This is a genomic window from Cellulosimicrobium sp. RS, assembly GCF_046159675.1.
GTDB classification, from domain to species: Bacteria; Actinomycetota; Actinomycetes; order Actinomycetales; family Cellulomonadaceae; genus Cellulosimicrobium; species Cellulosimicrobium funkei.
Genome location: NZ_JBJXVU010000001.1, coordinates 173,512 through 191,380, shown reverse-complemented (window position 1 = coordinate 191,380; position 17,869 = coordinate 173,512). Strand labels below are relative to the sequence as shown.

General features: G+C 76.0%; 18 protein-coding genes. 6 read left to right on the top strand and 12 right to left on the bottom strand.

Annotation, left to right across the window (positions count from 1 at the left end; all coding sequences use genetic code 11):
* The first annotated feature begins 65 nt into the window (after nucleotides 1-65).
* Complete coding sequence (locus ACI769_RS00815; protein ID WP_021482841.1) at nucleotides 66-527, top strand: SufE family protein; 462 nt, start codon at nucleotides 66-68, stop codon at nucleotides 525-527.
* 99 nt (nucleotides 528-626) lie between these two features.
* On the opposite strand, the gene ACI769_RS00810 is transcribed toward ACI769_RS00815, so the two are convergent.
* The 6 genes from ACI769_RS00810 to eda form a co-directional block, all read right to left on the bottom strand.
* Nucleotides 627-1,604, bottom strand: coding sequence for a bile acid:sodium symporter family protein (locus tag ACI769_RS00810; protein WP_085388303.1), 978 nt, complete (start codon nucleotides 1,602-1,604; stop codon nucleotides 627-629).
* Nucleotides 1,605-1,702: 98 nt separating this feature from the next.
* Nucleotides 1,703-2,473, bottom strand: coding sequence for an SDR family NAD(P)-dependent oxidoreductase (locus ACI769_RS00805; RefSeq protein WP_085388304.1), 771 nt, complete (start codon nucleotides 2,471-2,473; stop codon nucleotides 1,703-1,705).
* 25 nt (nucleotides 2,474-2,498) lie between these two features.
* A complete protein-coding gene (locus ACI769_RS00800) occupies nucleotides 2,499-2,963 on the bottom strand; it encodes a zf-TFIIB domain-containing protein (protein ID WP_085388305.1) in 465 nt (154 codons plus the stop codon).
* 112 nt (nucleotides 2,964-3,075) lie between these two features.
* On the bottom strand, nucleotides 3,076-3,471 hold the full coding sequence (locus ACI769_RS00795; protein WP_157446663.1) for a hypothetical protein: 396 nt from the start codon (nucleotides 3,469-3,471) through the stop codon (nucleotides 3,076-3,078).
* An 87-nt stretch (nucleotides 3,472-3,558) separates the two neighbouring features.
* Nucleotides 3,559-4,680, bottom strand: a complete 1,122-nt coding sequence (locus ACI769_RS00790; RefSeq protein ID WP_085388307.1) for a sugar kinase — start codon at nucleotides 4,678-4,680, stop codon at nucleotides 3,559-3,561.
* Nucleotides 4,681-4,683: 3 nt separating this feature from the next.
* Nucleotides 4,684-5,343 (bottom strand): bifunctional 4-hydroxy-2-oxoglutarate aldolase/2-dehydro-3-deoxy-phosphogluconate aldolase, encoded by a 660-nt coding sequence (gene eda, locus ACI769_RS00785; protein WP_085388308.1) that lies wholly within the window; start codon nucleotides 5,341-5,343, stop codon nucleotides 4,684-4,686.
* Nucleotides 5,344-5,413: 70 nt separating this feature from the next.
* Here eda and ACI769_RS00780 point away from each other — a divergent pair, with 70 nt between their 5' ends.
* Nucleotides 5,414-6,271, top strand: coding sequence for an IclR family transcriptional regulator (locus ACI769_RS00780; RefSeq protein WP_085388309.1), 858 nt, complete (start codon nucleotides 5,414-5,416; stop codon nucleotides 6,269-6,271).
* 45 nt (nucleotides 6,272-6,316) lie between these two features.
* Complete coding sequence (locus tag ACI769_RS00775; RefSeq protein ID WP_034653722.1) at nucleotides 6,317-6,700, top strand: universal stress protein; 384 nt, start codon at nucleotides 6,317-6,319, stop codon at nucleotides 6,698-6,700.
* A gap of 51 nt (nucleotides 6,701-6,751) precedes the next feature.
* Here the strand turns inward: ACI769_RS00775 and ACI769_RS00770 are convergent, their stop codons facing one another.
* The gene (locus tag ACI769_RS00770) at nucleotides 6,752-7,630 is read right to left on the bottom strand and encodes an SDR family oxidoreductase (RefSeq protein ID WP_085388310.1); all 879 of its coding nucleotides are present in this window, start codon (nucleotides 7,628-7,630) and stop codon (nucleotides 6,752-6,754) included.
* A 143-nt stretch (nucleotides 7,631-7,773) separates the two neighbouring features.
* Here ACI769_RS00770 and ACI769_RS00765 point away from each other — a divergent pair, with 143 nt between their 5' ends.
* A complete protein-coding gene (locus ACI769_RS00765; RefSeq protein ID WP_031316645.1) occupies nucleotides 7,774-8,181 on the top strand; it encodes a helix-turn-helix domain-containing protein in 408 nt (135 codons plus the stop codon).
* 4 nt (nucleotides 8,182-8,185) lie between these two features.
* On the opposite strand, the gene ACI769_RS00760 is transcribed toward ACI769_RS00765, so the two are convergent.
* Together ACI769_RS00760 and ACI769_RS00755 are read right to left on the bottom strand one after the other, a co-directional pair.
* The gene (locus ACI769_RS00760) at nucleotides 8,186-9,262 is read right to left on the bottom strand and encodes a hypothetical protein (RefSeq protein WP_085388827.1); all 1,077 of its coding nucleotides are present in this window, start codon (nucleotides 9,260-9,262) and stop codon (nucleotides 8,186-8,188) included.
* Between the two features lie 2 nt (nucleotides 9,263-9,264).
* Nucleotides 9,265-10,428, bottom strand: coding sequence for an SPFH domain-containing protein (locus ACI769_RS00755; protein ID WP_085388311.1), 1,164 nt, complete (start codon nucleotides 10,426-10,428; stop codon nucleotides 9,265-9,267).
* A 177-nt stretch (nucleotides 10,429-10,605) separates the two neighbouring features.
* On the opposite strand from ACI769_RS00755, the gene ACI769_RS00750 reads away from it, so the two are divergent.
* Nucleotides 10,606-11,292, top strand: a complete 687-nt coding sequence (locus tag ACI769_RS00750; RefSeq protein WP_232322603.1) for an NTP transferase domain-containing protein — start codon at nucleotides 10,606-10,608, stop codon at nucleotides 11,290-11,292.
* A gap of 51 nt (nucleotides 11,293-11,343) precedes the next feature.
* Here the strand turns inward: ACI769_RS00750 and ACI769_RS00745 are convergent, their stop codons facing one another.
* From ACI769_RS00745 to ACI769_RS00735, 3 genes are read right to left on the bottom strand one after another with little or no spacing between them, the layout of a single operon-like run.
* Entirely contained in the window at nucleotides 11,344-14,361 is a 3,018-nt protein-coding gene (locus ACI769_RS00745; protein WP_409141049.1) for a molybdopterin-dependent oxidoreductase, read from the bottom strand.
* Nucleotides 14,358-15,227 (bottom strand): xanthine dehydrogenase family protein subunit M, encoded by an 870-nt coding sequence (locus ACI769_RS00740; RefSeq protein ID WP_043659903.1) that lies wholly within the window; start codon nucleotides 15,225-15,227, stop codon nucleotides 14,358-14,360. The genes ACI769_RS00745 and ACI769_RS00740 overlap by 4 nt, the downstream gene beginning before the upstream one ends.
* Nucleotides 15,227-16,492 (bottom strand): XdhC family protein, encoded by a 1,266-nt coding sequence (locus ACI769_RS00735; RefSeq protein WP_085388314.1) that lies wholly within the window; start codon nucleotides 16,490-16,492, stop codon nucleotides 15,227-15,229. The genes ACI769_RS00740 and ACI769_RS00735 overlap by 1 nt, the downstream gene beginning before the upstream one ends.
* A 256-nt stretch (nucleotides 16,493-16,748) precedes the next feature.
* Between ACI769_RS00735 and moaA the strand changes: the two genes are divergently transcribed.
* Entirely contained in the window at nucleotides 16,749-17,855 is a 1,107-nt protein-coding gene (moaA, locus tag ACI769_RS00730; RefSeq protein ID WP_085388315.1) for a GTP 3',8-cyclase MoaA, read from the top strand.
* Nucleotides 17,856-17,869 lie beyond the last annotated feature (14 nt).

The following is a 17,869-nucleotide window of genomic DNA, read 5'->3' as shown; positions in this document are numbered from 1 at the left end:
GCGGAGCGTTCCGCACGGTGGGACTGCCGTCCCGCCGCCCCGGCCCCGATGCGAGGATCGCCCCCATGAGCTCCCCCTCCGACGCTTCGCCCGACCTGCCCGCGACGCTCGCGGAGATCCGCGAGGACTTCCTCGCGATGCCGGAGCGCGAGCGCCTCCAGCTGCTGCTCGAGTTCGCGAACGAGCTGCCCGACCTCCCCGAGCGCTACGCGAGCGCGCCCGGCCTGCTGGAGCGGATCGAGGAGTGCCAGTCGCCGGTGCGGGCCTTCGCGGAGGTCGACGACGCGGGCGTCGTGCACTTCTACGCGACCGCCCCGGCCGAGGCCCCGACGACGCGCGGCTTCGCGTCGATCCTCGCGCAGGGTCTCTCGGGCCTGACGGTGCAGGAGGTGCTCGACGTGCCCGACGACTTCCCGATGTCGATCGGCCTGACGCGCGCGGTGAGCCCGCTGCGCATCGGCGGGATGAACGGCATGCTCACGCGCGCCAAGCGCCAGGTCCGCGAGCAGGTCGCGGCCCGCGGCTGACGGGAGACCCGCCCAAACCCGCCGAGCATGCGGTCGTCGCCCGCCCGGCCGCCACGACGGGACGCCTCCGCATGGTCGGCGTCAGTCGGTTCGGGCGCGTCAGTCTCGGAGGGCCAGGCGTCGCGCCAGGACGGCGCAGATGACGAGCTGGAGCTGGTGGAAGACGATCACCGGCACGGCGACGACGCCGGCGACCGCGACGGGGAACAGGACGCTCGCCATGGGCAGGCCCGTCGCGAGCGACTTCTTCGACCCGCACATGAGCAGGGCGACCCGGTCCTCGGTCGAGAGCCCCAGCGCCGCGCCGCCCCACCACGTGGCCGCGAGCATCACGGCGAGGACGATCGCGCTCACGACGAGCAGCGCGACGATCGACCACCCGGACACGCTCGACCACACGCCCGCCGACGACGCCGCCGCGACCGCGCCGAACACCACGACGAGGATCGTGCCGCGGTCGACGCCGAGCGTCAGCCAGCGCCGCGCCCGGACCCAGTCCCCCGCCCACGGCTGGAGGAGCTGCCCGACGACGAACGGCAGCAGCAGCTGGAGCAGCACGGTGCGCAGGCCGCCGAGCCCGCCCGTGGGCCCGTCGGCTCCCCCGCCGGTCCCCGTCATGAGCCACAGCACGAGCAGCGGGGTGATCACCATGCCCGCGACGTTCGACACCGTCGCGCCGCAGATCGCCCCGGCGACGTTGCCGCGCGCGACGGACGTGAACGCCACGGACGACTGCACGGTCGACGGGAGCAGCGACAGGTAGAGCATGCCGGCCGCGAGCGGCGCCCCGACGAGCGGCTCGATCGCCCACGCGGTAACGAGCCCCAGCACCGGGAAGACGACGTACGTCGCGGCGAGGATCCCGCCCTGCAGGCGCCAGTTGCGCAGCCCGGCCCAGACCTCCCGCGTGGACAGGCGCATGCCGTAGACGAGGAAGAGGACGGTGACCGCGACGTCCGCGGCGGCGTCGACCACGCGCTGCGCGCCCGGTCCCACGGGCACGACGAGCCCGAGCACGAGCACCACGAGCAGCGTCACGACGAAGGGGTCGACCCACCTGCTCAGGACTGCGCGCACGGGGACCGAGCCTAGCCCGGCGCACGACCCGGGGCGGCACCCGCCCGGCAGGCGCCCGTCGTCCAGCCCGGAGCGCCCGACGGGGCCGCCCCGCCCGGTCAGAACAGCGTGTAGCCGCCGTCGACCGTGACGACGGCGCCCGTCATGAAGCTCGACGCCGCGCTCGCGAGGAAGACGACGGGCGGCCCGATCTCCTCCGGCTCCGCCCAGCGCTGCATCGCGGCGGGCGCGACGCAGTCGTCGTGGTACTCCGGCCGGTCCACCGGCGACGCCTCGGTGCGCACGTACCCGGGCGCCACCGCGTTCACGCGGATGCCGTGCGGCGCCCACTCGGCGGCGAGGCCCTTGGTGAGCTGGTGCACCGCCGCCTTGGACGCGAGGTACGCGGGCTGCCAGCGGGGCCGGTTGACGATCGACGCGGACATCGAGCCGACGTTGACGATCGTCCCCGGCCGGCCCTGCGCGACGAGCTCCCGGGCGACGGCGCGCGAGCAGTACCAGACGCCGTCGAGGTTGGTGGCGAGCGTGCGGTGCCACACGTCGTCGCCGATCTCGAGGGCCGCGCCGCCGATCGACACGCCCGCGTTGTTGACGAGCAGGTCGACCGTGCCGAGGTCGGCGGCGGCGCGCGCGACGACGTCGTCCACCTGCTCGCGGTCGGTGACGTCGAGCACGTAGCCGCGGGCGTCGGTGCCCGCGTCCCGGAGCGCGGCGGCGGCCTCGTCGGCCGCCGCCGCGGTGGTCGCCGTGACCGCGACGCGGGCCCCCGCCTCGCCGAGCGCACGGGCGACGGCGCGCCCGATGCCGCGGCTGCCGCCGGTGAGCAGGGCCGTGCGGCCGACGAGCGAGAACGAGTCGAGGACGGTCACGCGGGACAGTCGACCACGGGGCGCGTCAGAAGTCGAAGAGGTCCTCGAGCCACGACTCCTTCTTCTTGCGCTTGCGGTAGCGGGGGTCGTAGCCGTCGCGGCCGTCGTACCGGCGGTCCCGGTCGTCGCGGTACCGGTCGTCGCGCGAGCGCTCGTCGTACCGGTCGTCGCGGTACCGGTCCTCGCGGTAGCGGTCGCGGTCGTCCTCGCGGCGGTCGCCGTACCGCTCCCCGGAGCGCGGGGCGGGGCTGCCGTAGTCCACGGCGGCGGCCGGCGGGTACGACGTCGGGGCGGGCGCGGCAGGTGCGGGCGGCACGGCGGCGGCCGGCCCCGCGGCCTCGGCGGCGATCTCGCTCTCCACCGAGCGGTCGATGATCTTGTCCAGCTCGCCGCGGTCGAGCCACACGCCGCGGCACGTGGGGCAGTAGTCGATCTCCACGCCCTTGCGCTCGGTCATGACGAGCACGGTCTGGTCGGTGGGGCACAGCATGTCTGCCTCCTCGCGAGATGGGCCGGGCGCGGTCGGCGCCCGCACCGGTACTGCGCAGTCCAACGCGGCTCCGGCGTGAGCGGTTCCCGGCCGGGCAGGCTGCCGGTGCGGCTCAGCCCGTGCGGCGCTCGCTCGCGAGGCGGTCGCGCAGCTCGTCGGCGAGGAGCACCTCGTCGTCGAGGGCGGCGAGCGCGTCGGCCACGCGCGGGAGGAAGTCGGCCCCGGCGCGGAACCACTCCACGCCCTCGAGGAACCGTGCGGCGGCCGCGTCGTCGTGCAGGGCCAGCGCGAGGTCGGCACGGAGCACCAGGGCGCGGAACCGGACGCGCTCGGCGACGGTGCGGGTCCGCACGCCCTCGGCGGCGAAGGCCCGGTCCAGGACCTGGGCGGCACCGGCCGGGTCTCCCGCCGCGCGGAGGATGCGCGCGTGCTCCAGGGCTCGACCCAGGTCCGGCGGTTCCTCGGCGCCGCGGCGGGGCAGCCCGGGCACGAAGGCCCCACCAGCCACGCCGTACCTCCCGCCTCCCGCTGACAGCGCGCCCACACTAACCCTGGACGTGCGGCCCGGCACGGCGGGAGACGGGAGGTCGACGGGTCAGCGCTGCACGCGCGCGCTGCCGCCCGACGCGAGCTTGCGGACCTCGGCGAGGGACGCCGTCGACGTGTCGCCGGGGGTCGTCATCGCGAGCGCCCCGTGCGCCGCGCCGTACTCGACGGCCTCCTGGATCGAGCCGAGCTCCATGAGCCCGTACGCGAGGCCCGAGGCGAACGAGTCGCCGCCACCCACGCGGTCGAGGATCTCCAGGCCGGGGCGGTGCGTCGCCTCGGCGAAGCCCTGCACGCGCGACCACGCGATCGCGCCCCAGTCGTTGACCGTCGCGGTCCGCACCCCGCGCAGCGTCGTCGCGACGACCTGGAAGTTCGGGTACTCCTCGGCCGCGCGCGTGATCATCGCGCGGAACGCGGACGTGTCGAGGTCGGTGAGGTTCTCGTCGACGCCCTCGACCTCGAACCCGAGCGACGCGGTGAAGTCCTCCTCGTTGCCGATCATCACGTCGACGTACCGCGCGAGGCGGCGGTTCACCTCCTGCGCGCGCTCGACGCCGCCGATGCCCTTCCACAGCGAGGGGCGGTAGTTGAGGTCGTAGGAGACGACCGTGCCGTGACGGCGGGCGGCGGCCATCGCCGCCTCCGCGACGTCGGCGGACGACTCCGACAGCGCGGCGAAGATCCCCCCGGTGTGGAACCACCGGACGCCGCTGCCGAACACGGCGTCCCAGTCGACGTCGTCGGGCCGGAGCTGGGCGATCGCGGTGTTGCCGCGGTCGGAGACGCCGACCGCGCCGCGCACCCCGAAGCCGCGCTCCGTGAAGTTGAGCCCGTTGCGCACCGTGCGGCCGATGCCGTCGTCCTCGCGCCACCGGACCCAGCGCGTGTCGAGGCCGCCCGTGAGCATGAGGTCCTCGACGAGGCGCCCGACCTCGTTGTCCGCGAGCGCGGTGACGACCGCGCCGCGCAGGCCGAACGCACGGCGCAGGCCGCGCGCGACGTTGTACTCGCCGCCGCCCTCCCACACGTCGAAGCGGCGGGCCGTCTTGATGCGGCGCTCCCCCGGGTCGAGGCGCAGCATGACCTCGCCGAGCGCGACGACGTCGTAGGCGCAGTCGGCCGCGGGGCGGACGGCGAGCGGGGCGCGGGCGGTGGTCGTGTCGGTCATGGGTCAGGCTCCTTCGGCGGGGTGGGGGGCGGTCGCGGCGAGCGCGACGGCCTCGCGCGTGCGGCGCGCGATCTCGGCGGTGTCGCCCGCGCGCACGAGCGCGGCGTCGACCATCCAGGAGCCGCCGGCGGCGAGCACGGCGGGCAGGGCGAGGTAGTCGAGCAGGTTGGCGGCGCTCACGCCGCCGGTCGGCACGAACCGCAGGCCGGGGAACGGCGCGGAGAACGCCTTGACCGCGGCCGGCCCGCCGACGATGTTCGCGGGGAACAGCTTGACGACGTCGAGGCCGAGGTCGAGCGCGGCGATGACGTCCGACGGCGTCGCGACGCCGGGGACGACGGGCACGCCGAGCTCCTGGGCGCGACGCACGACCGCGGCGGAGAGGCCGGGCGAGACGAGGAACCGCGCCCCGGCGTCGACGGCCTCGTCGACCTGGGCGGCCGTGACGACGGTGCCCGCCCCGACCAGCACGTCGGGCACCTCGCGCGCGATCGCCTCGATCGCCGCGCGCGCCCCGGCGGTCCGGAACGTGACCTCGGCGACGGGCAGGCCGCCGTCGCGCAGCGCGCTCGCGACGAGGACGCCCTGCGCCGCGTCGTCGACCACGACGACCGGCACGACGCGGGCGCGGGCGATCCTCTCCAGGGGTCCCAGGGGTGACATCCAGGCTCCGTTTCGCTATGGTGAACACCTGTTGTTCACTACGGAACGTACTCTAGGCGAAGGAGTCACCATGGCGGAAGCCGGCCGTGCGCCGTCGGGCACCCCGGGGTCGGCCGAGAGCCCGCTCGGCAGCGTCGACAAGGCCCTCGTCGCGCTCGAGGCGCTCGCCGCGGCCGGCCCCGAGGGCGTCGCGCTCGGGGACCTCGCGCGCTCGCTCGGGCTGCACAAGGCGTCGCTGCACCGCACGCTCGCGGCCCTGCGGTTCCGCGGGTACGCCGAGCAGGACGCGACGACCGGCGACTACCGCCTCGGCCCCGCGGCGACGGCGCTCGCGACGGTCTACCTCGGCGAGGAGAACCTCCCCGCGCTCCTGCACCCGGTGCTCGTCGCCGTGTGCCGCGCGACCGACGAGCTCGTGCACCTCGGTACCCTCGCCGGGACCGAGATCGTCTACCTCGACAAGGTCGAGCCGGCGCGCGCCGTCCGCGTCTGGTCGGCCGTCGGGCGCCGCCGCCCCGCGGCGACCACCGCGCTCGGGCGCGCGCTGCTCTCCCAGCAGACCCTCGACGACGGCGCGCTCGCCTGGTACGCCGCCGCCGCGCCCGAGGACCACCCCGTCACGCCCGCCGCGCTGAGGGCGACGTGCGAGGCCACGCGCGCGACGGGGTTCGCCACGGAGACGGAGGAGAACGAGCCGGGCATCAGCTGCGTCGCCGTCCCGGTCCTGCGCGCCGGGCAGCCGGTCGCCGCCGTGAGCGTCACGGCGCCCGCCGAGCGGCTCGGCCCCCGACGACGGCGGGAGATCGAGGCGGTCCTGCGGGAGGTCGTGCCGCCCCTGCTGCCCCCGACCCTGGCGGTGCCCGACGCCGCGCTCCGCGGCTCCGGCGACGGGGCGACCCGCCGACCGGCGACGGACGCCGCGCTGTGAGAGAGTTCAACCGCAGCACGAAGGAATGACGGAAGGGCCTGCGCGATGACCGTCCTCGTGGCGTACAACGACTCCCCGCAGGGCGAGACCGCATTCCGGGCGGCCGTCGCCGAGGCGGTCCACCGCTCGACCGCGCTCGCGGTCCTCGTGCTCACGCCGCAGGACGCCGACGCGGGCGTCCCCGCGAGCCTCGCGCACCTGCTCGACACGCTCCCGGCCCAGGTCGCGCGCCCCGAGGTGTCGTACCGCCCCGAGCACCGCGACCCGGCCGAGGCGATCATCGACGAGGCCGAGCGCACGACCCCCGACCTCGTCGTCGTGGGGGCGCGCAAGCGCTCACCCGTCGGCAAGTTCCTGCTCGGCAGCACCACGCAGCGCGTCCTGCTGGACTCGCCCGTCCCCGTGCTCGTCGTCAAGGCGTCCCACTGACGGACGCCGTCGCGCGGCCGCCCGGTCGCCCGGACGGCCGCGCCGCCCGGCTCAGCCCTGCGCGACGGCGACGCGCAGCCCGTCGACGAGCGGCGTCGTCGGGCGGCCCAGGAGCCGGCGCAGGTCCTCGGTGACCTCGGCGAGGAGGCCGTCGCGGATGTTGCCGTCCAGCGCGACGACGAACCCCGCCGTCCCCTCGTCCAGGCCGGCGCCCAGCAGGAGCGCGCGGTGCTCGTCGGGCGACACGCGCCGGTAGACGACGGGGCGCCCGAGCACCTCGGCGGCCGCGGCAGCCAGGTCGTCGTACGTCCACGCGACGTCGCCGCTCAGCTCGTACACGGCGCCCGCGTGCGCGGACGCGTCCTCGTGCGCGGCGAGCGCGACGACGGCCGCCGCCTCGGCGAAGTCCGCGCGGCTCGCGCTCGCGACGCGGCCGTCGCCCACGCTCGCGACGATCTCGCCGGACTCGCGCGCGCCGAGCACGTCGCCGACGTAGTTCTCGGTGTACCAGTTGTTGCGCAGCACCGTCGTGGCGAGGCCCGAGGCGGCGAGGAGCTCCTCGGTCGCCTTGTGCTCGGGTGCGAGCACGAGCGCGGACGTCGTCGCGTGCGGGGCGCTCGTGTAGATCACGCGCGCGACCCCGGCGGCCCGTGCGGCGTCGACGACGTTGCGGTGCTGCTCGACGCGCTGCCCCACCTCGGAGCCGGAGACGAGCACGAGGACGTCCACCCCGGCGAGCGCCGGGGCGAGCGTCTCGGGCCGTGCGTAGTCGGTCTCGCGGACCTCGACGCCGCGGTCGGCGAGGTCCGCGACCTTGGCGGTCGTGCGCGCGAGCGCGACGACCTGGGACGCGTCGGCCCCGCGGGCGAGGAGGGACTCGACGACGAGGCGGCCGAGGTGGCCGCTGGCTCCGGTGACGGCGATGGACATGCGCGGGCTCCTTCGAGTGCGGGGAGCGCGGCCGGTCGGCCGCACGACCACCAGGATGCGCTTACTTTTCGTAAGTGCCAACAAGTAGAGAGTGCGTTCTATCTCACAGTGCTGTCCGAGCGGGCGCGCCGTATCCTGGGGCGATGACGACCGACGCCCGCCCCGCGGAGGACACCGGACCCACCGACGCGATGGTGGCCGACGTCTTCCAGCGCGGCTGCACCTCGCGCCACGTGCTCGAGGCCGTGACCGGGCGCTGGGGCGTGCTCACGGTCGCGGGCCTGCGCGACGGCGCGGTGCGCTTCAACGCGCTCCGCCGCCGCATCGACGGGGTCAGCGAGAAGATGCTCGCGCAGACCCTCCAGTCGCTCGAGCGCGACGGCATCGTCGTGCGCGAGGTGCGGGCGAGCATCCCGCCCCACGTCGAGTACTCCCTCACCGACCTCGGGCGCCGCGTCGCGGACAGCCTCTCGGGGCTCATCGACGTCCTCGAGGGCGCGGTCGACGAGGTGTCGGCGTCCCAGCGCGCGTACGACGCGCGCCGGGACTGACCGCTCACGTCTGCGAGCGCACGTACCACCAGACGAGCGCGGCGACCACGAGCAGGCCAGCCACGACGGCGAGCACGATCTTGCCGACGCTGTAGGGGCGTCGTCCGACCACCTGTCCCGTGTTCGCGTTGACCATGACCTGCCACTGCCTGCCCGCGTACACGTACGTCGCGACCCACAGCGGCAGGAGCACGAGCTTGAACATCACGTCGGCGTAGGCGGTGCGGACCGACCCCACGCGCTGCTCGTCGCCGCCGATGTCGCGCTCGACGTCCCTCCGGATCACCGGGGCCATCTTCTGCTGCGCCCGCTCGAGCCCGACGGGCGGCTCGACCTCGTAGCGCGCCGCGGCGAACCCGGCGAGGTACTCGGCGCGGAACGGCACGGCCTGCGCGAGCGGCCACGGCCCGAGCCGGGCGAGGTCGCGCTCGGCGACCTGGGACGACGCGGGCACGAGCACGTCGTCGAAGTCGCGCGCGACGTGCCCCGCGACGTGCGTCCAGCTCACGCGCCGCTCCTGGCGCTCCTGGTCCCCCTGCTTCACGGTGACGTAGTACGCGTCGCCCCGCTGCCCCGTGTACGCGGACGACGTGCGCGCGTCGAACGTCCAGTGCGGCACGTACGAGCCGTGCAGCGACTCGGTGTCCCCCACCTTCTTCAGCTCGCCCGGCGCGAACCAGCGCGAGCGGACCCACCGCCGGAACGCCTCGCGCGCCTGCGCCTGCTCGACGCCGAACGGCACGACCGCCTCCGGCTGCACGAGCCCGTCCGCCTCGCCCGCCACGACGAGGTGGCCCCCGCAGAAGCGGCACGCGACGGACAGGTCCGTGCCCTGCGTCGTCGCGCCGCAGCCGTCGCACACGAGGGTGCGCGCGTCGAGGATCCCGGCGCGCACGCCGCCCTGGGCCGCGGCCCACGCGTCGAAGGAGTGCTCGTCGACGGCGTCGCCCGCGGCGTGCACGATGTCGACCGTGCCGCCGCACGCGACGCAGCGCAGGTGCTGCGTGCCCGGCGCGTACGCGAGCTGCGACCCGCACGCGTCGCAGCGCGTGCGGACCAGCTCGCCCGGGATGTCGCTCACCGTCAGCCCGCCGCCGGGTCGCTGGAGGTGCCGGTCGGGGTGCCCGTCGGCGGCAGCGGTGGCGGGGTCGCGGCGAACAGCGACGCGAGCGCGGGTACCTGCCCGGCGGGCGTCCACGCGTCCATGCCCTGCTGCCAGACGAGCGAACCGCGCGTCAGGGCCCCGGACCGGACGTGGCCCGCGAGGTCCGCCGCCGTGCCGGGACCCGCCTGCGCGCCGTCCGCGGCCCAGTACCAGGGCGACTCCGCGGCGGGCAGCGGCGGCGGACCGGCGGGCGCCGCCGGAGCCTGCGGGGCCGACGGCGTCCCGAGCGACTGCGCGAGCTGCTGCCCCATCGCGGCCCCGAAGCCCATCCCCGCACCGAGGCCCAGGCCGTCGCCCGCCCCGCCGGGGTTCCCCGCCGCGGTCTCGATCGCGTTCGCCGCCTGGAACCTCGTGTACTGGTCGAGGTTCCCGACGACGGCCATCTGGGTCCGCTTGTCGAGCGCCGCCTCGACCTCGGGCGGGAAGGAGACGTTCTCGAGGACGAAGCGCCGGACGGCGATGCCGTACTCCGAGAGGTCCTCCGAGAGCTGGCCCGCGAGGCGCGTGGCGATCTGGCCCTGGTTCGCGGCGAGGTCGACCGCCGCGACGCCGGTCTCCGCGAGCGCCGGCCCGAGCTGGCCGACCACGAGGCGGCGGAAGTAGTCGCCGATCTCGTCGGTGCGGAACTGCGGGTCGGTGCCCACGAGCTGGCGCAGCAGCGCCGCCGGGTCCACGACCTGCAGCGCGTACGTGCCGAACGCGCGCAGCCGCACCGCGCCGAGCTCCGGGTCGCGCAGGATCACCGGGTTCTGCGTGCCCCACGTGAGGTCGGTGAGCTGGCGCGTCGTGACGAAGTAGACCTCCGCCTTGAACGGTGAGCTGAACCCGTGCTTCCAGCCCTGCAGCGTCGACAGGATCGGCAGGTTCTGGGTCTCGAGCGTGTACGTGCCCGGCCCGAACACGTCGGCGAGCCGGCCCTCGCTGACGAAGACGGCGCTCTGCCCCTCGCGCACGACGAGCTTCGCCTGGTTCTTGATCTCGTTGCCCTGGCGCGGGAAGCGCCAGACGATCGTGTCCCGGCTCTCGTCGAGGAACTCGACGATGTCGATCAGCTGGCCGCGCAGCTTCTCCATGAAGCTCATCCGGACTCCTTCGCTCGTCGTGCGGGACGGTCGCCAGCGAGCAGGTCCGCGACCCGCCGCGTCGCCCCGGCGCGCCGAGCATAGCGGCATCCCCGTCTGCCGATGAAATGGCCAAGGACGGGTAAAACCCACTGGTGGCCACGACGCGCGCGCGGCGCGGCGACCTACCCTGGCCGGGTGCCCACCTCGCCACCGTCGGGCCCGCCGACGGCTGCCGCGCCCGCCGTCGCGGTCCTGCTCGCCGCCGGCGCGGGGACGCGCCTCGGCCGCGGCCCCAAGGCGCTGCTCCCCCACCGCGGCGGGACGCTCGTCGAGCACGCGACGAGGGTCCTGCTCACGGGCGGGTGCGACGCCGTCGTCGTGGTGCTCGGCGCCGAGGCCGCGCGCGTGCGGGCCGAGTCGTCGCTCGACGGGCCCGGGGTGCGCGTCGTCGACAACCCCGACTGGGCCACCGGGATGGCGTCGTCCCTGCGCGTCGGCGTCGCCGCCGCTCTCGGTCTCGGCCCCGCCCGGGTCGTCGTCGCGCACGTGGACCAGCCCGGCGTCGGGCCCGACGACGTCGCGCACCTCCTCGCCGCGCACCGCCCCGGTCGCGTGACCGCATCGCGGTGGCTCGCCGGGGGCGCCGCGGAGGACGCGGCGGAGGACGCTGTGGGGACGGGCCGCCCTCGGTGGGCGCACCCGCTCGTCCTCGACGCCGCGCTCGCGCGGCCCGCGGCCGCGAGCGCCCGCGGCGACCACGGAGCACGCGGCTTCCTGCGTGCCCACGCCGACCTGGTCGACGTCGTCGACCACGCGGGCGACGGCCGCGACCTCGACACCGCGGCCGACCTCGACCTCCTGGACGACCCCACGCCCCGCTGAGTGCGGGAAGCAGTCGCGCCGACCGGCGTCGGACGGGACTGCTTCCCGCGCTCAGCGGGCGGAGGTGGCGGCCTTGATGCCCAGGTAGACCCGGTCGCGCGCGAGCGGGAGCTCGGTGAACCGCACGCCCGTCGCGGCGCGGATCGCGTTGGCGAGCGCGGGCGCGACGGGGTTGAACGGGCTCTCGCTCATCGACTTCGCGCCCATCGGGCCCACGGTGTCCGACGTCCGCGCGAAGTAGACCTCGCTGCGCGGGGTGTCCGCGAACGTGGGCAGGTGGTACTGGCGGAAGATGTCGGTCGTCACGCGGCCCGTCTCGTCGACCACCACGTTCTCGTAGAGCGCCGCGCCGAGGGCCTGCGCGATGCCGCCCTCGACCTGGCCGCGGCACTGGCGCGGGTTGACGACCTCCCCGGCGTCGGCGGCCTGGACGGACTGGAGGATGCGGATCTCCCCCGTCCCGCGGTGCACCGCGACGCGGAAGCCGTGGACGTTGAACGCGACCGAGCGCGGGGTGCCGCCCCAGCGGCCCTCGGCGACGAGCGCGATCCCGGCGTCGTCGGCGGCGCGCGCGACGTCGGCCAGCGGCAGCACCGTCCCGGCGCAGTCGACGCCGCCGGGCACGAGCCGGCAGTCGCCGGGCGCCGCGCCCGCGACCCCGGCCGCGACCTTGAGCACCGCCTCGGCCAGGTCCTGCGCGGCGGCGAGCGACGCCTTGCCCGCGACGACCGTGCCGGTGGAGCCGAACGCGCCGGTGTCGTGCTCGACGAGGTCGGTGTCGGACTGCCGCACGACGACGTCGGCGGCGTCCTGCCCCAGCGCGCTCGCGACGAGCTGGGCGTGGACGGTCGTCGTGCCGTTGCCGAACTCGGCGGTCCCGACCTCGGCCTCGACGACCCCGTCCGGCCGCAGCCGCACGCGCGCGTGGGAGTAGTGCCCCCGGGGCGGGACGGTGTCGATCATGGACAGTGCCGTCCCCTCCCCGACGCCCCACTCCGGGCCGAGGTCCGGGAGCGCGTCCGGCCCCGACCCGGCGCCCGCGCCGTACGCAACGACGTCGCGCGCCCGGCCGCGCGCGAGCGCGTCGGCGGCCAGGTCGAGGCACTGGTCGAGCCCGTAGCTGCCGTAGAGCACGTCCTCCTCGGGCGTCGGGTGCGTGGAGAGCATGGGGTCGCCGTCGCGCACGACGTTGCGACGCCGCAGCTCGACCGGGTCCATGCCGAGCTGCCGCGCCAGCTCGTCGACCGCGGACTCGACCGCGAAGATCATCTGCGACAGCCCGTACCCGCGGAACGCGCCCGCGGGCACGGTGTTCGTGTAGACGCAGTGGGCGTCGACCTTCTTGTTGTCGCACCGGTAGACGGCGAGGGACTCGCCGCACCCGTGGAACATGACGCCCGGGCCGTGGTTCCCGTACGCCCCGGTGTTGCTGAGGACGTCGAGGTGCAGCGCCGTGAGGGTGCCGTCGCGGCGCGCGCCCGCGCGCACGCGGATGCGGAACGGGTGGCGCGTCGTCGTGCCGACGAACTGCTCGCGGCGCGTGAGCTCGAGCTGCACGGGCCGGCCGAGCCGCAGCGTCGCGAGCGCGACGACGTCCTCCGTGAGCACCTCCTGCTTGCCGCCGAACCCGCCGCCGACGCGCTCGCAGTGCACGCGCACGCGCTCCGGGTCGAGGTCGAGGACGCGCGCCAGGTGGCGGCGCGCGAGGAACGGGACCTGCGTGGACGACCGCACGACGAGCCGCCCGTCGTCGTCGAGGGACGCGACGGCGCAGTGCGTCTCGAGCGCGGCGTGCTGCACGCGGTGGGTGCGGTACGTGGCCTCGTGCACGACGTCGGCCTCCGCGAGCCCGCGCTCGACGTCGCCGAGCTCGCTGTGCACCTCGGCGACGACGTTCGCCTCCGGCCGCGAGACGCGCGCGGCGGCGGCGTCGAGCTCGGGGTGCACGAGCGGCGCCCCCGGGGCCATGGCCTCCTCCGGGTCGACGACGGCGGGCAGCGGCGCGTACTCGACGCGGACCCGGCGCACCCCCTCCTCGGCGGCCGCGACGGTCTCGGCGACGACGGCCGCGACCCGCTGGCCGACGTGCCGCACGACGTCGTCGAGGATCCGCGTGTCGTCGGGGTCGTCGGTGAACAGCTCGTGCTGCGCCGTCGAGAACCGCGTCGCGGGCGCGTCCTCGTGCGTGAGCACGGCGTGCACGCCGGGCACCGCGAGCGCGTCCGTCGTGTCGATCGCGACGACGCGCGCGTGCGCGTGCGGCGACCGCACGAGCTTGAGGTGGAGCAGGCCCGGGTAGTCGGCCGGGTCCACGTCGAGCGTGTACCGCACCGTCCCGGTGACGATCCCCCGGCCCGCGGGCGCGGGCACGTCGCGCCCGAACGCCCGGCCCGCCTCGCCAGAGCCCTGCTCCGCCGAGGTAGAGCCCCGGTCCGGCGAGGTAGCGCCGTGGTCCGCCGAGGTAGAGCCCCGGTCCGGCGAGGTAGAGGCCCGGTCGCCGCCCGACGGCGCACGCTCGCCCGTGCCCGGCGCGGTCCCGGTCGTGTCGCCGCGCCCCAGGACCGCGTCCTCGATCGCGCGGTACCCCGTGCAGCGGCACAGGTTGCCCTTGAGGTTGCGCGGCAGGTTCTCGCGCTGCGCGTCGTCGAACGTCGCGGCGGTCATGATCATCCCGGCGGTGCAGAACCCGCACTGGAAGCCCTGCGCGTCGAGGAACTGCTGCTGCACCGGGTGCAGCGCGTCCTGCGGGCCGTGGGGGTCGTGGTCGCACGCGCCCGCCGCCTCGTCCCCGGCACCGCCCGGGCACGACGTCGCCGCGAGCCCCTCGATCGTCGTCACCTCGTGGCCCGCCGCGCGCCGCGCGGGGTAGACGCACGAGTGCACCGGGACGCCGTCGACGTGCACGGTGCACGCGCCGCAGTCGCCGCCGTCGCACCCCTTCTTCACGCCGAGCGCGCCCTGCTCGCGCAGGTACGTGCGCAGGCACTGGCCCGCGCGGGGCTCGGTGCGGGCGGTGCGGCCGTCGATCGTCACCGGCGGGGCCGGGTGCGGGGCGGGCGTCGTCGTCATCGGAGGCCTCCGTCCGAGGTCGTGCCGTCGACGAGCTCCGCGCGGATCTGCTCGCCGAGGCGGTAGGTCATGTCCCGGCGCCACTCGGGCAGCCCGTGGATGTCGTCGTGGTAGAGGTCGGCGGGGATCGCGGCGTCGAGCGTGGCGACGAGGTCGGCGGCGGTGGGCAGCGCGTCCGCCGCGAAACGGAGCTGCACGGGCCGGCGCGTCGAGGCGGTGACCGTGAGGACGAAGGCGCCCCCGGCGTCGGGCGGGTCGACCCGACCCACGAGCAGCACGCCGGAGCGCCCGAGGTTCGACAGCGACAGGCGGCGGAACGCCGTGCGCGACCGCAGCGCGTGGTCCGGCAGACGGATCGCGCGCAGGAGCTCCCCGGGCGCGAGCGTGTTGCGCAGCTCGCCCGTGACGAGGTCGACGACGGGCTGCTCCCGCCGGGTACCGCCCGGCCCCCAGACCTCCGCGACGCCGTCGAGCGCCGCGGTGAGCGAGATCATCGGCCCGGCCGGCAGGGACGTGCAGACGTTGCCCCCGACGGTCGACGTGTTCCAGATCTTGAACGACGCGACGAAGCTGTCGCAGCACGGGCGCACGAGGTCCAGCGCGCGCCACCGGTCGCGCACGGGCGCGGCCTGCGCGCTCTCCTCGAACGCCCACAGCTCGGCGACGGTGCACGTCGCGGCGATCTCGAGGCCCTCGTCGGTGACGGTCAGCGCGGGCCACCCCGCGCTCGTCAGGTCGAGCAGGCGCCGGAGCGTCTCGCTGCCGTAGGAGAACAGGACGGTCCCGCCCGCGAGCCACGCGTCGCCCTCGCGCCAGTCGGCGGGGTCGGCGGTCGGGACGAGGTCGGTGACGGTGCCCAGGTCCATCAGGGGGCCTCCTCGGGGTGGGGGCGGTGCGTCGGTGCACCGTCCGGTCGTGCGGCGGGCTCCGCGTGGAGCGGGCCCGAGCTGCTGCTGAGCGGGACGACGGCGGAGCGCCCGTGCCGGGCGGCGACGAGCTCCGCGGTGATGGAGACGGCGACCTCCTCGGGCGTGACGGCGCCGAGGTCGAGCCCGATGGGCGACCGCAGGCGCGCGAGCGCGGCCTCGCCCACGCCCTCGGCGCGCAGCGCGGCGACGCGCTGGGCGTGCGAGCGGCGCGAGCCCATCGCGCCGACGTACGCGAGCGGCAGGTCCAGCGCGAGCCGCAGGAGCGGCACGTCGAACTTCGCGTCGTGCGTGAGGACGGCGACGGCGGTCCGTGCGTCGAGCCGGCCCGCGGCGGCCTCGCCGGCGAGGTAGCGGTCGGGCCACTCGACGACGACCTCCGCCTCGGGGAAGCGGCGCGGGTCGGCGAACACCTCGCGCGCGTCGACGAGCGTCACGCGGTAGCCGAGGAGCCGGACGTGCCGCACGAGCGCGCCCGCGAAGTCGTTGGCCCCGCACACGAGGAACCGCGGCGCGGGCAGCCGCGTCTCGACGAGCAGCGTGACGGGCTCGGCCGCGTCGCACGCGTCGCCGGCGGCTCCCCCTGCCGGAGCCGGTGCGGCGGCGCGCCCCGCCGACGGCGACGCGCCCGGGCCGCCGTGCGCCGCGTGCACGGTCGCCGTGCCGCCCGCGCGCAGCACCGCCACGACCTGCGCCGCGGCGGCGGTCAGGCTGTCGGGCCCGACGAGGCCGCGCAGCGCCCGGGCGACCGCCGCCTCGTCGGTGGCGCCCGGGTCGTCCACGACGACGGCCGTGCGCGCGCCGCCGTCGATGCGGCGGACGAGCGCCACGGGCGGGGCGGGCTCGGCTCGCGCAGCGAGCGCGTGCAGGGCGCGCGTCGCGTCGTCGTCCGGGAGCACGGGCTGGACGTGGACGTCGAGCGTCCCGCCGCAGCTCAGCCCGACGGCGAACGCGTCGTCGTCGCTGTACCCGAACGTCTCGCGGTGGCTCGTGCCGGACGCGATCGCGTCGAGCGCCGCGGCGTGGACGGCGCCCTCGACGCACCCGCCGGACAGGCTGCCGAGCACGGCGCCGTCGGCGCGGACCGCCATCGCGGTGCCGACCGGGCGCGGCACGGACCCCGACGCGGCGACCACCGTCGCCACGGCGAAGGGCGGCTGCCCCGGACCGAGCCAGGGGGCGAGCCGGTCGACGATGTGGAGCATCGTGGCCTCGCTTCCGCAGGGTGCCGGCGTACCGGCGTCCTTCCAGTGAACCCTTGCGGTGAGTCCCCTGCGTGTCCTGGCCCGCGTCCCCTGTGACGCGGCCGAAACACAGGGCTTGAATCCGCTGTGGACCCCCTCCGACTCATGGGAGAGAGTTCCGTCTGATGGAACTACAGTTCCACTCAACGGACTCCACGCTAGCACGCGATGAGGCGCAGGTCACCGGCCCGGCGGGACGGACGACTACGATCGGCCCATGACCGCCGTCTCGCTCGGGATGCCCAGGGTGCGGTCCGCCGTGCCCTCCGGCGCTCCGGACGACCTGGACCCGGCCCGCCCGGCGACCGACGCGCTCGTCGACCGGTACGGCCGCGTGGCACGCGACCTGCGCGTCTCCATCACCGAGAAGTGCTCGCTGCGGTGCACGTACTGCATGCCCGCCGAAGGGCTGCCCGCGATCCCCCGCGAGGACCTGCTCACGCCCGACGAGATCGGCCGGGTCGTACGGGTCGCGGTGGAGCGGCTCGGCATCACCGACGTCCGGTTCACCGGCGGCGAGCCGCTCCTGCGGAACGACCTCGCCGACATCCTGCGCGCCGCGCGCGCCGCCGCGCCGGGCGTGTCCCTCTCGCTGACGACCAACGCGATCGGCCTCGACAAGCGCGTCCGCGGGCTCGTCGACGCCGGGCTCGACCGCGTGAACATCTCCCTCGACTCGGTCGACCGCGCGCACTTCGCGCGCCTCACGCGGCGCGACCGCCTCCCCGACGTGCTCGCCGGGATCCGCGCCGCGCTCGACGCCGGCCTCGCCCCGGTGAAGCTCAACGCGGTCCTCATGCCCGAGACGCTGGCGGGCGCGGCCGACCTCCTCGCGTGGGCCGTCGAGCACGGCTGCCACCTGCGGTTCATCGAGCAGATGCCGCTCGACGCCGACGGGCGCTGGACGCGCGACGACCTCGTGTCGGCCACGGACCTCCTGGCCGTGCTGGGCACCCGCTTCGACCTGCTCGAGGTCGGGCGCGACGACCCGTCGGCGCCCGCCGAGGAGTGGCTCGTGGACGGCGGGCCGCAGACGGTCGGCGTCATCGCCTCCGTCACGCGCTCGTTCTGCGGCGCGTGCGACCGCACCCGGCTCACCGCCGAGGGCACCGTGCGCTCGTGCCTGTTCGGCGACGACGAGACCGACCTGCGCGCGATCCTGCGCTCGGCGGAGCTCGCCGAGGACGAGCGCGACGACGCCCTCGCCCGCGCGTGGCAGGGCGCGATGTGGCGCAAGCCGCTCGCGCACGGCAGCGACGCCCCGACGCTCGCCGCCGACGCCTTCGCGGCGACGACCCGCAGCATGGGCGCGATCGGCGGCTGAGGCGGGCGCCCGGC

Bases quoted from the DNA above. Each gene is read 5' to 3' on its own strand.
- eda (WP_085388308.1), bottom strand. From the start codon at position 5,343: ATGTCACCCCTGGGACCCCTGGAGAGGATCGCCCGCGCCCGCGTCGTG.
- ACI769_RS00765 (WP_031316645.1), top strand. From the start codon at position 7,774: ATGACGACCGACGCCCGCCCCGCGGAGGACACCGGACCCACCGACGCG.
- ACI769_RS00755 (WP_085388311.1), bottom strand. From the start codon at position 10,428: ATGAGCTTCATGGAGAAGCTGCGCGGCCAGCTGATCGACATCGTCGAG.
- ACI769_RS00815 (WP_021482841.1), top strand. From the start codon at position 66: ATGAGCTCCCCCTCCGACGCTTCGCCCGACCTGCCCGCGACGCTCGCG.
- ACI769_RS00770 (WP_085388310.1), bottom strand. From the start codon at position 7,630: ATGTCCATCGCCGTCACCGGAGCCAGCGGCCACCTCGGCCGCCTCGTC.
- ACI769_RS00745 (WP_409141049.1), bottom strand. From the start codon at position 14,361: ATGACGACGACGCCCGCCCCGCACCCGGCCCCGCCGGTGACGATCGAC.
- ACI769_RS00800 (WP_085388305.1), bottom strand. From the start codon at position 2,963: ATGCTGTGCCCCACCGACCAGACCGTGCTCGTCATGACCGAGCGCAAG.
- ACI769_RS00790 (WP_085388307.1), bottom strand. From the start codon at position 4,680: ATGACCGACACGACCACCGCCCGCGCCCCGCTCGCCGTCCGCCCCGCG.
- moaA (WP_085388315.1), top strand. From the start codon at position 16,749: ATGACCGCCGTCTCGCTCGGGATGCCCAGGGTGCGGTCCGCCGTGCCC.
- ACI769_RS00740 (WP_043659903.1), bottom strand. From the start codon at position 15,227: ATGGACCTGGGCACCGTCACCGACCTCGTCCCGACCGCCGACCCCGCC.
- ACI769_RS00780 (WP_085388309.1), top strand. From the start codon at position 5,414: ATGGCGGAAGCCGGCCGTGCGCCGTCGGGCACCCCGGGGTCGGCCGAG.
- ACI769_RS00775 (WP_034653722.1), top strand. From the start codon at position 6,317: ATGACCGTCCTCGTGGCGTACAACGACTCCCCGCAGGGCGAGACCGCA.
- ACI769_RS00735 (WP_085388314.1), bottom strand. From the start codon at position 16,492: ATGCTCCACATCGTCGACCGGCTCGCCCCCTGGCTCGGTCCGGGGCAG.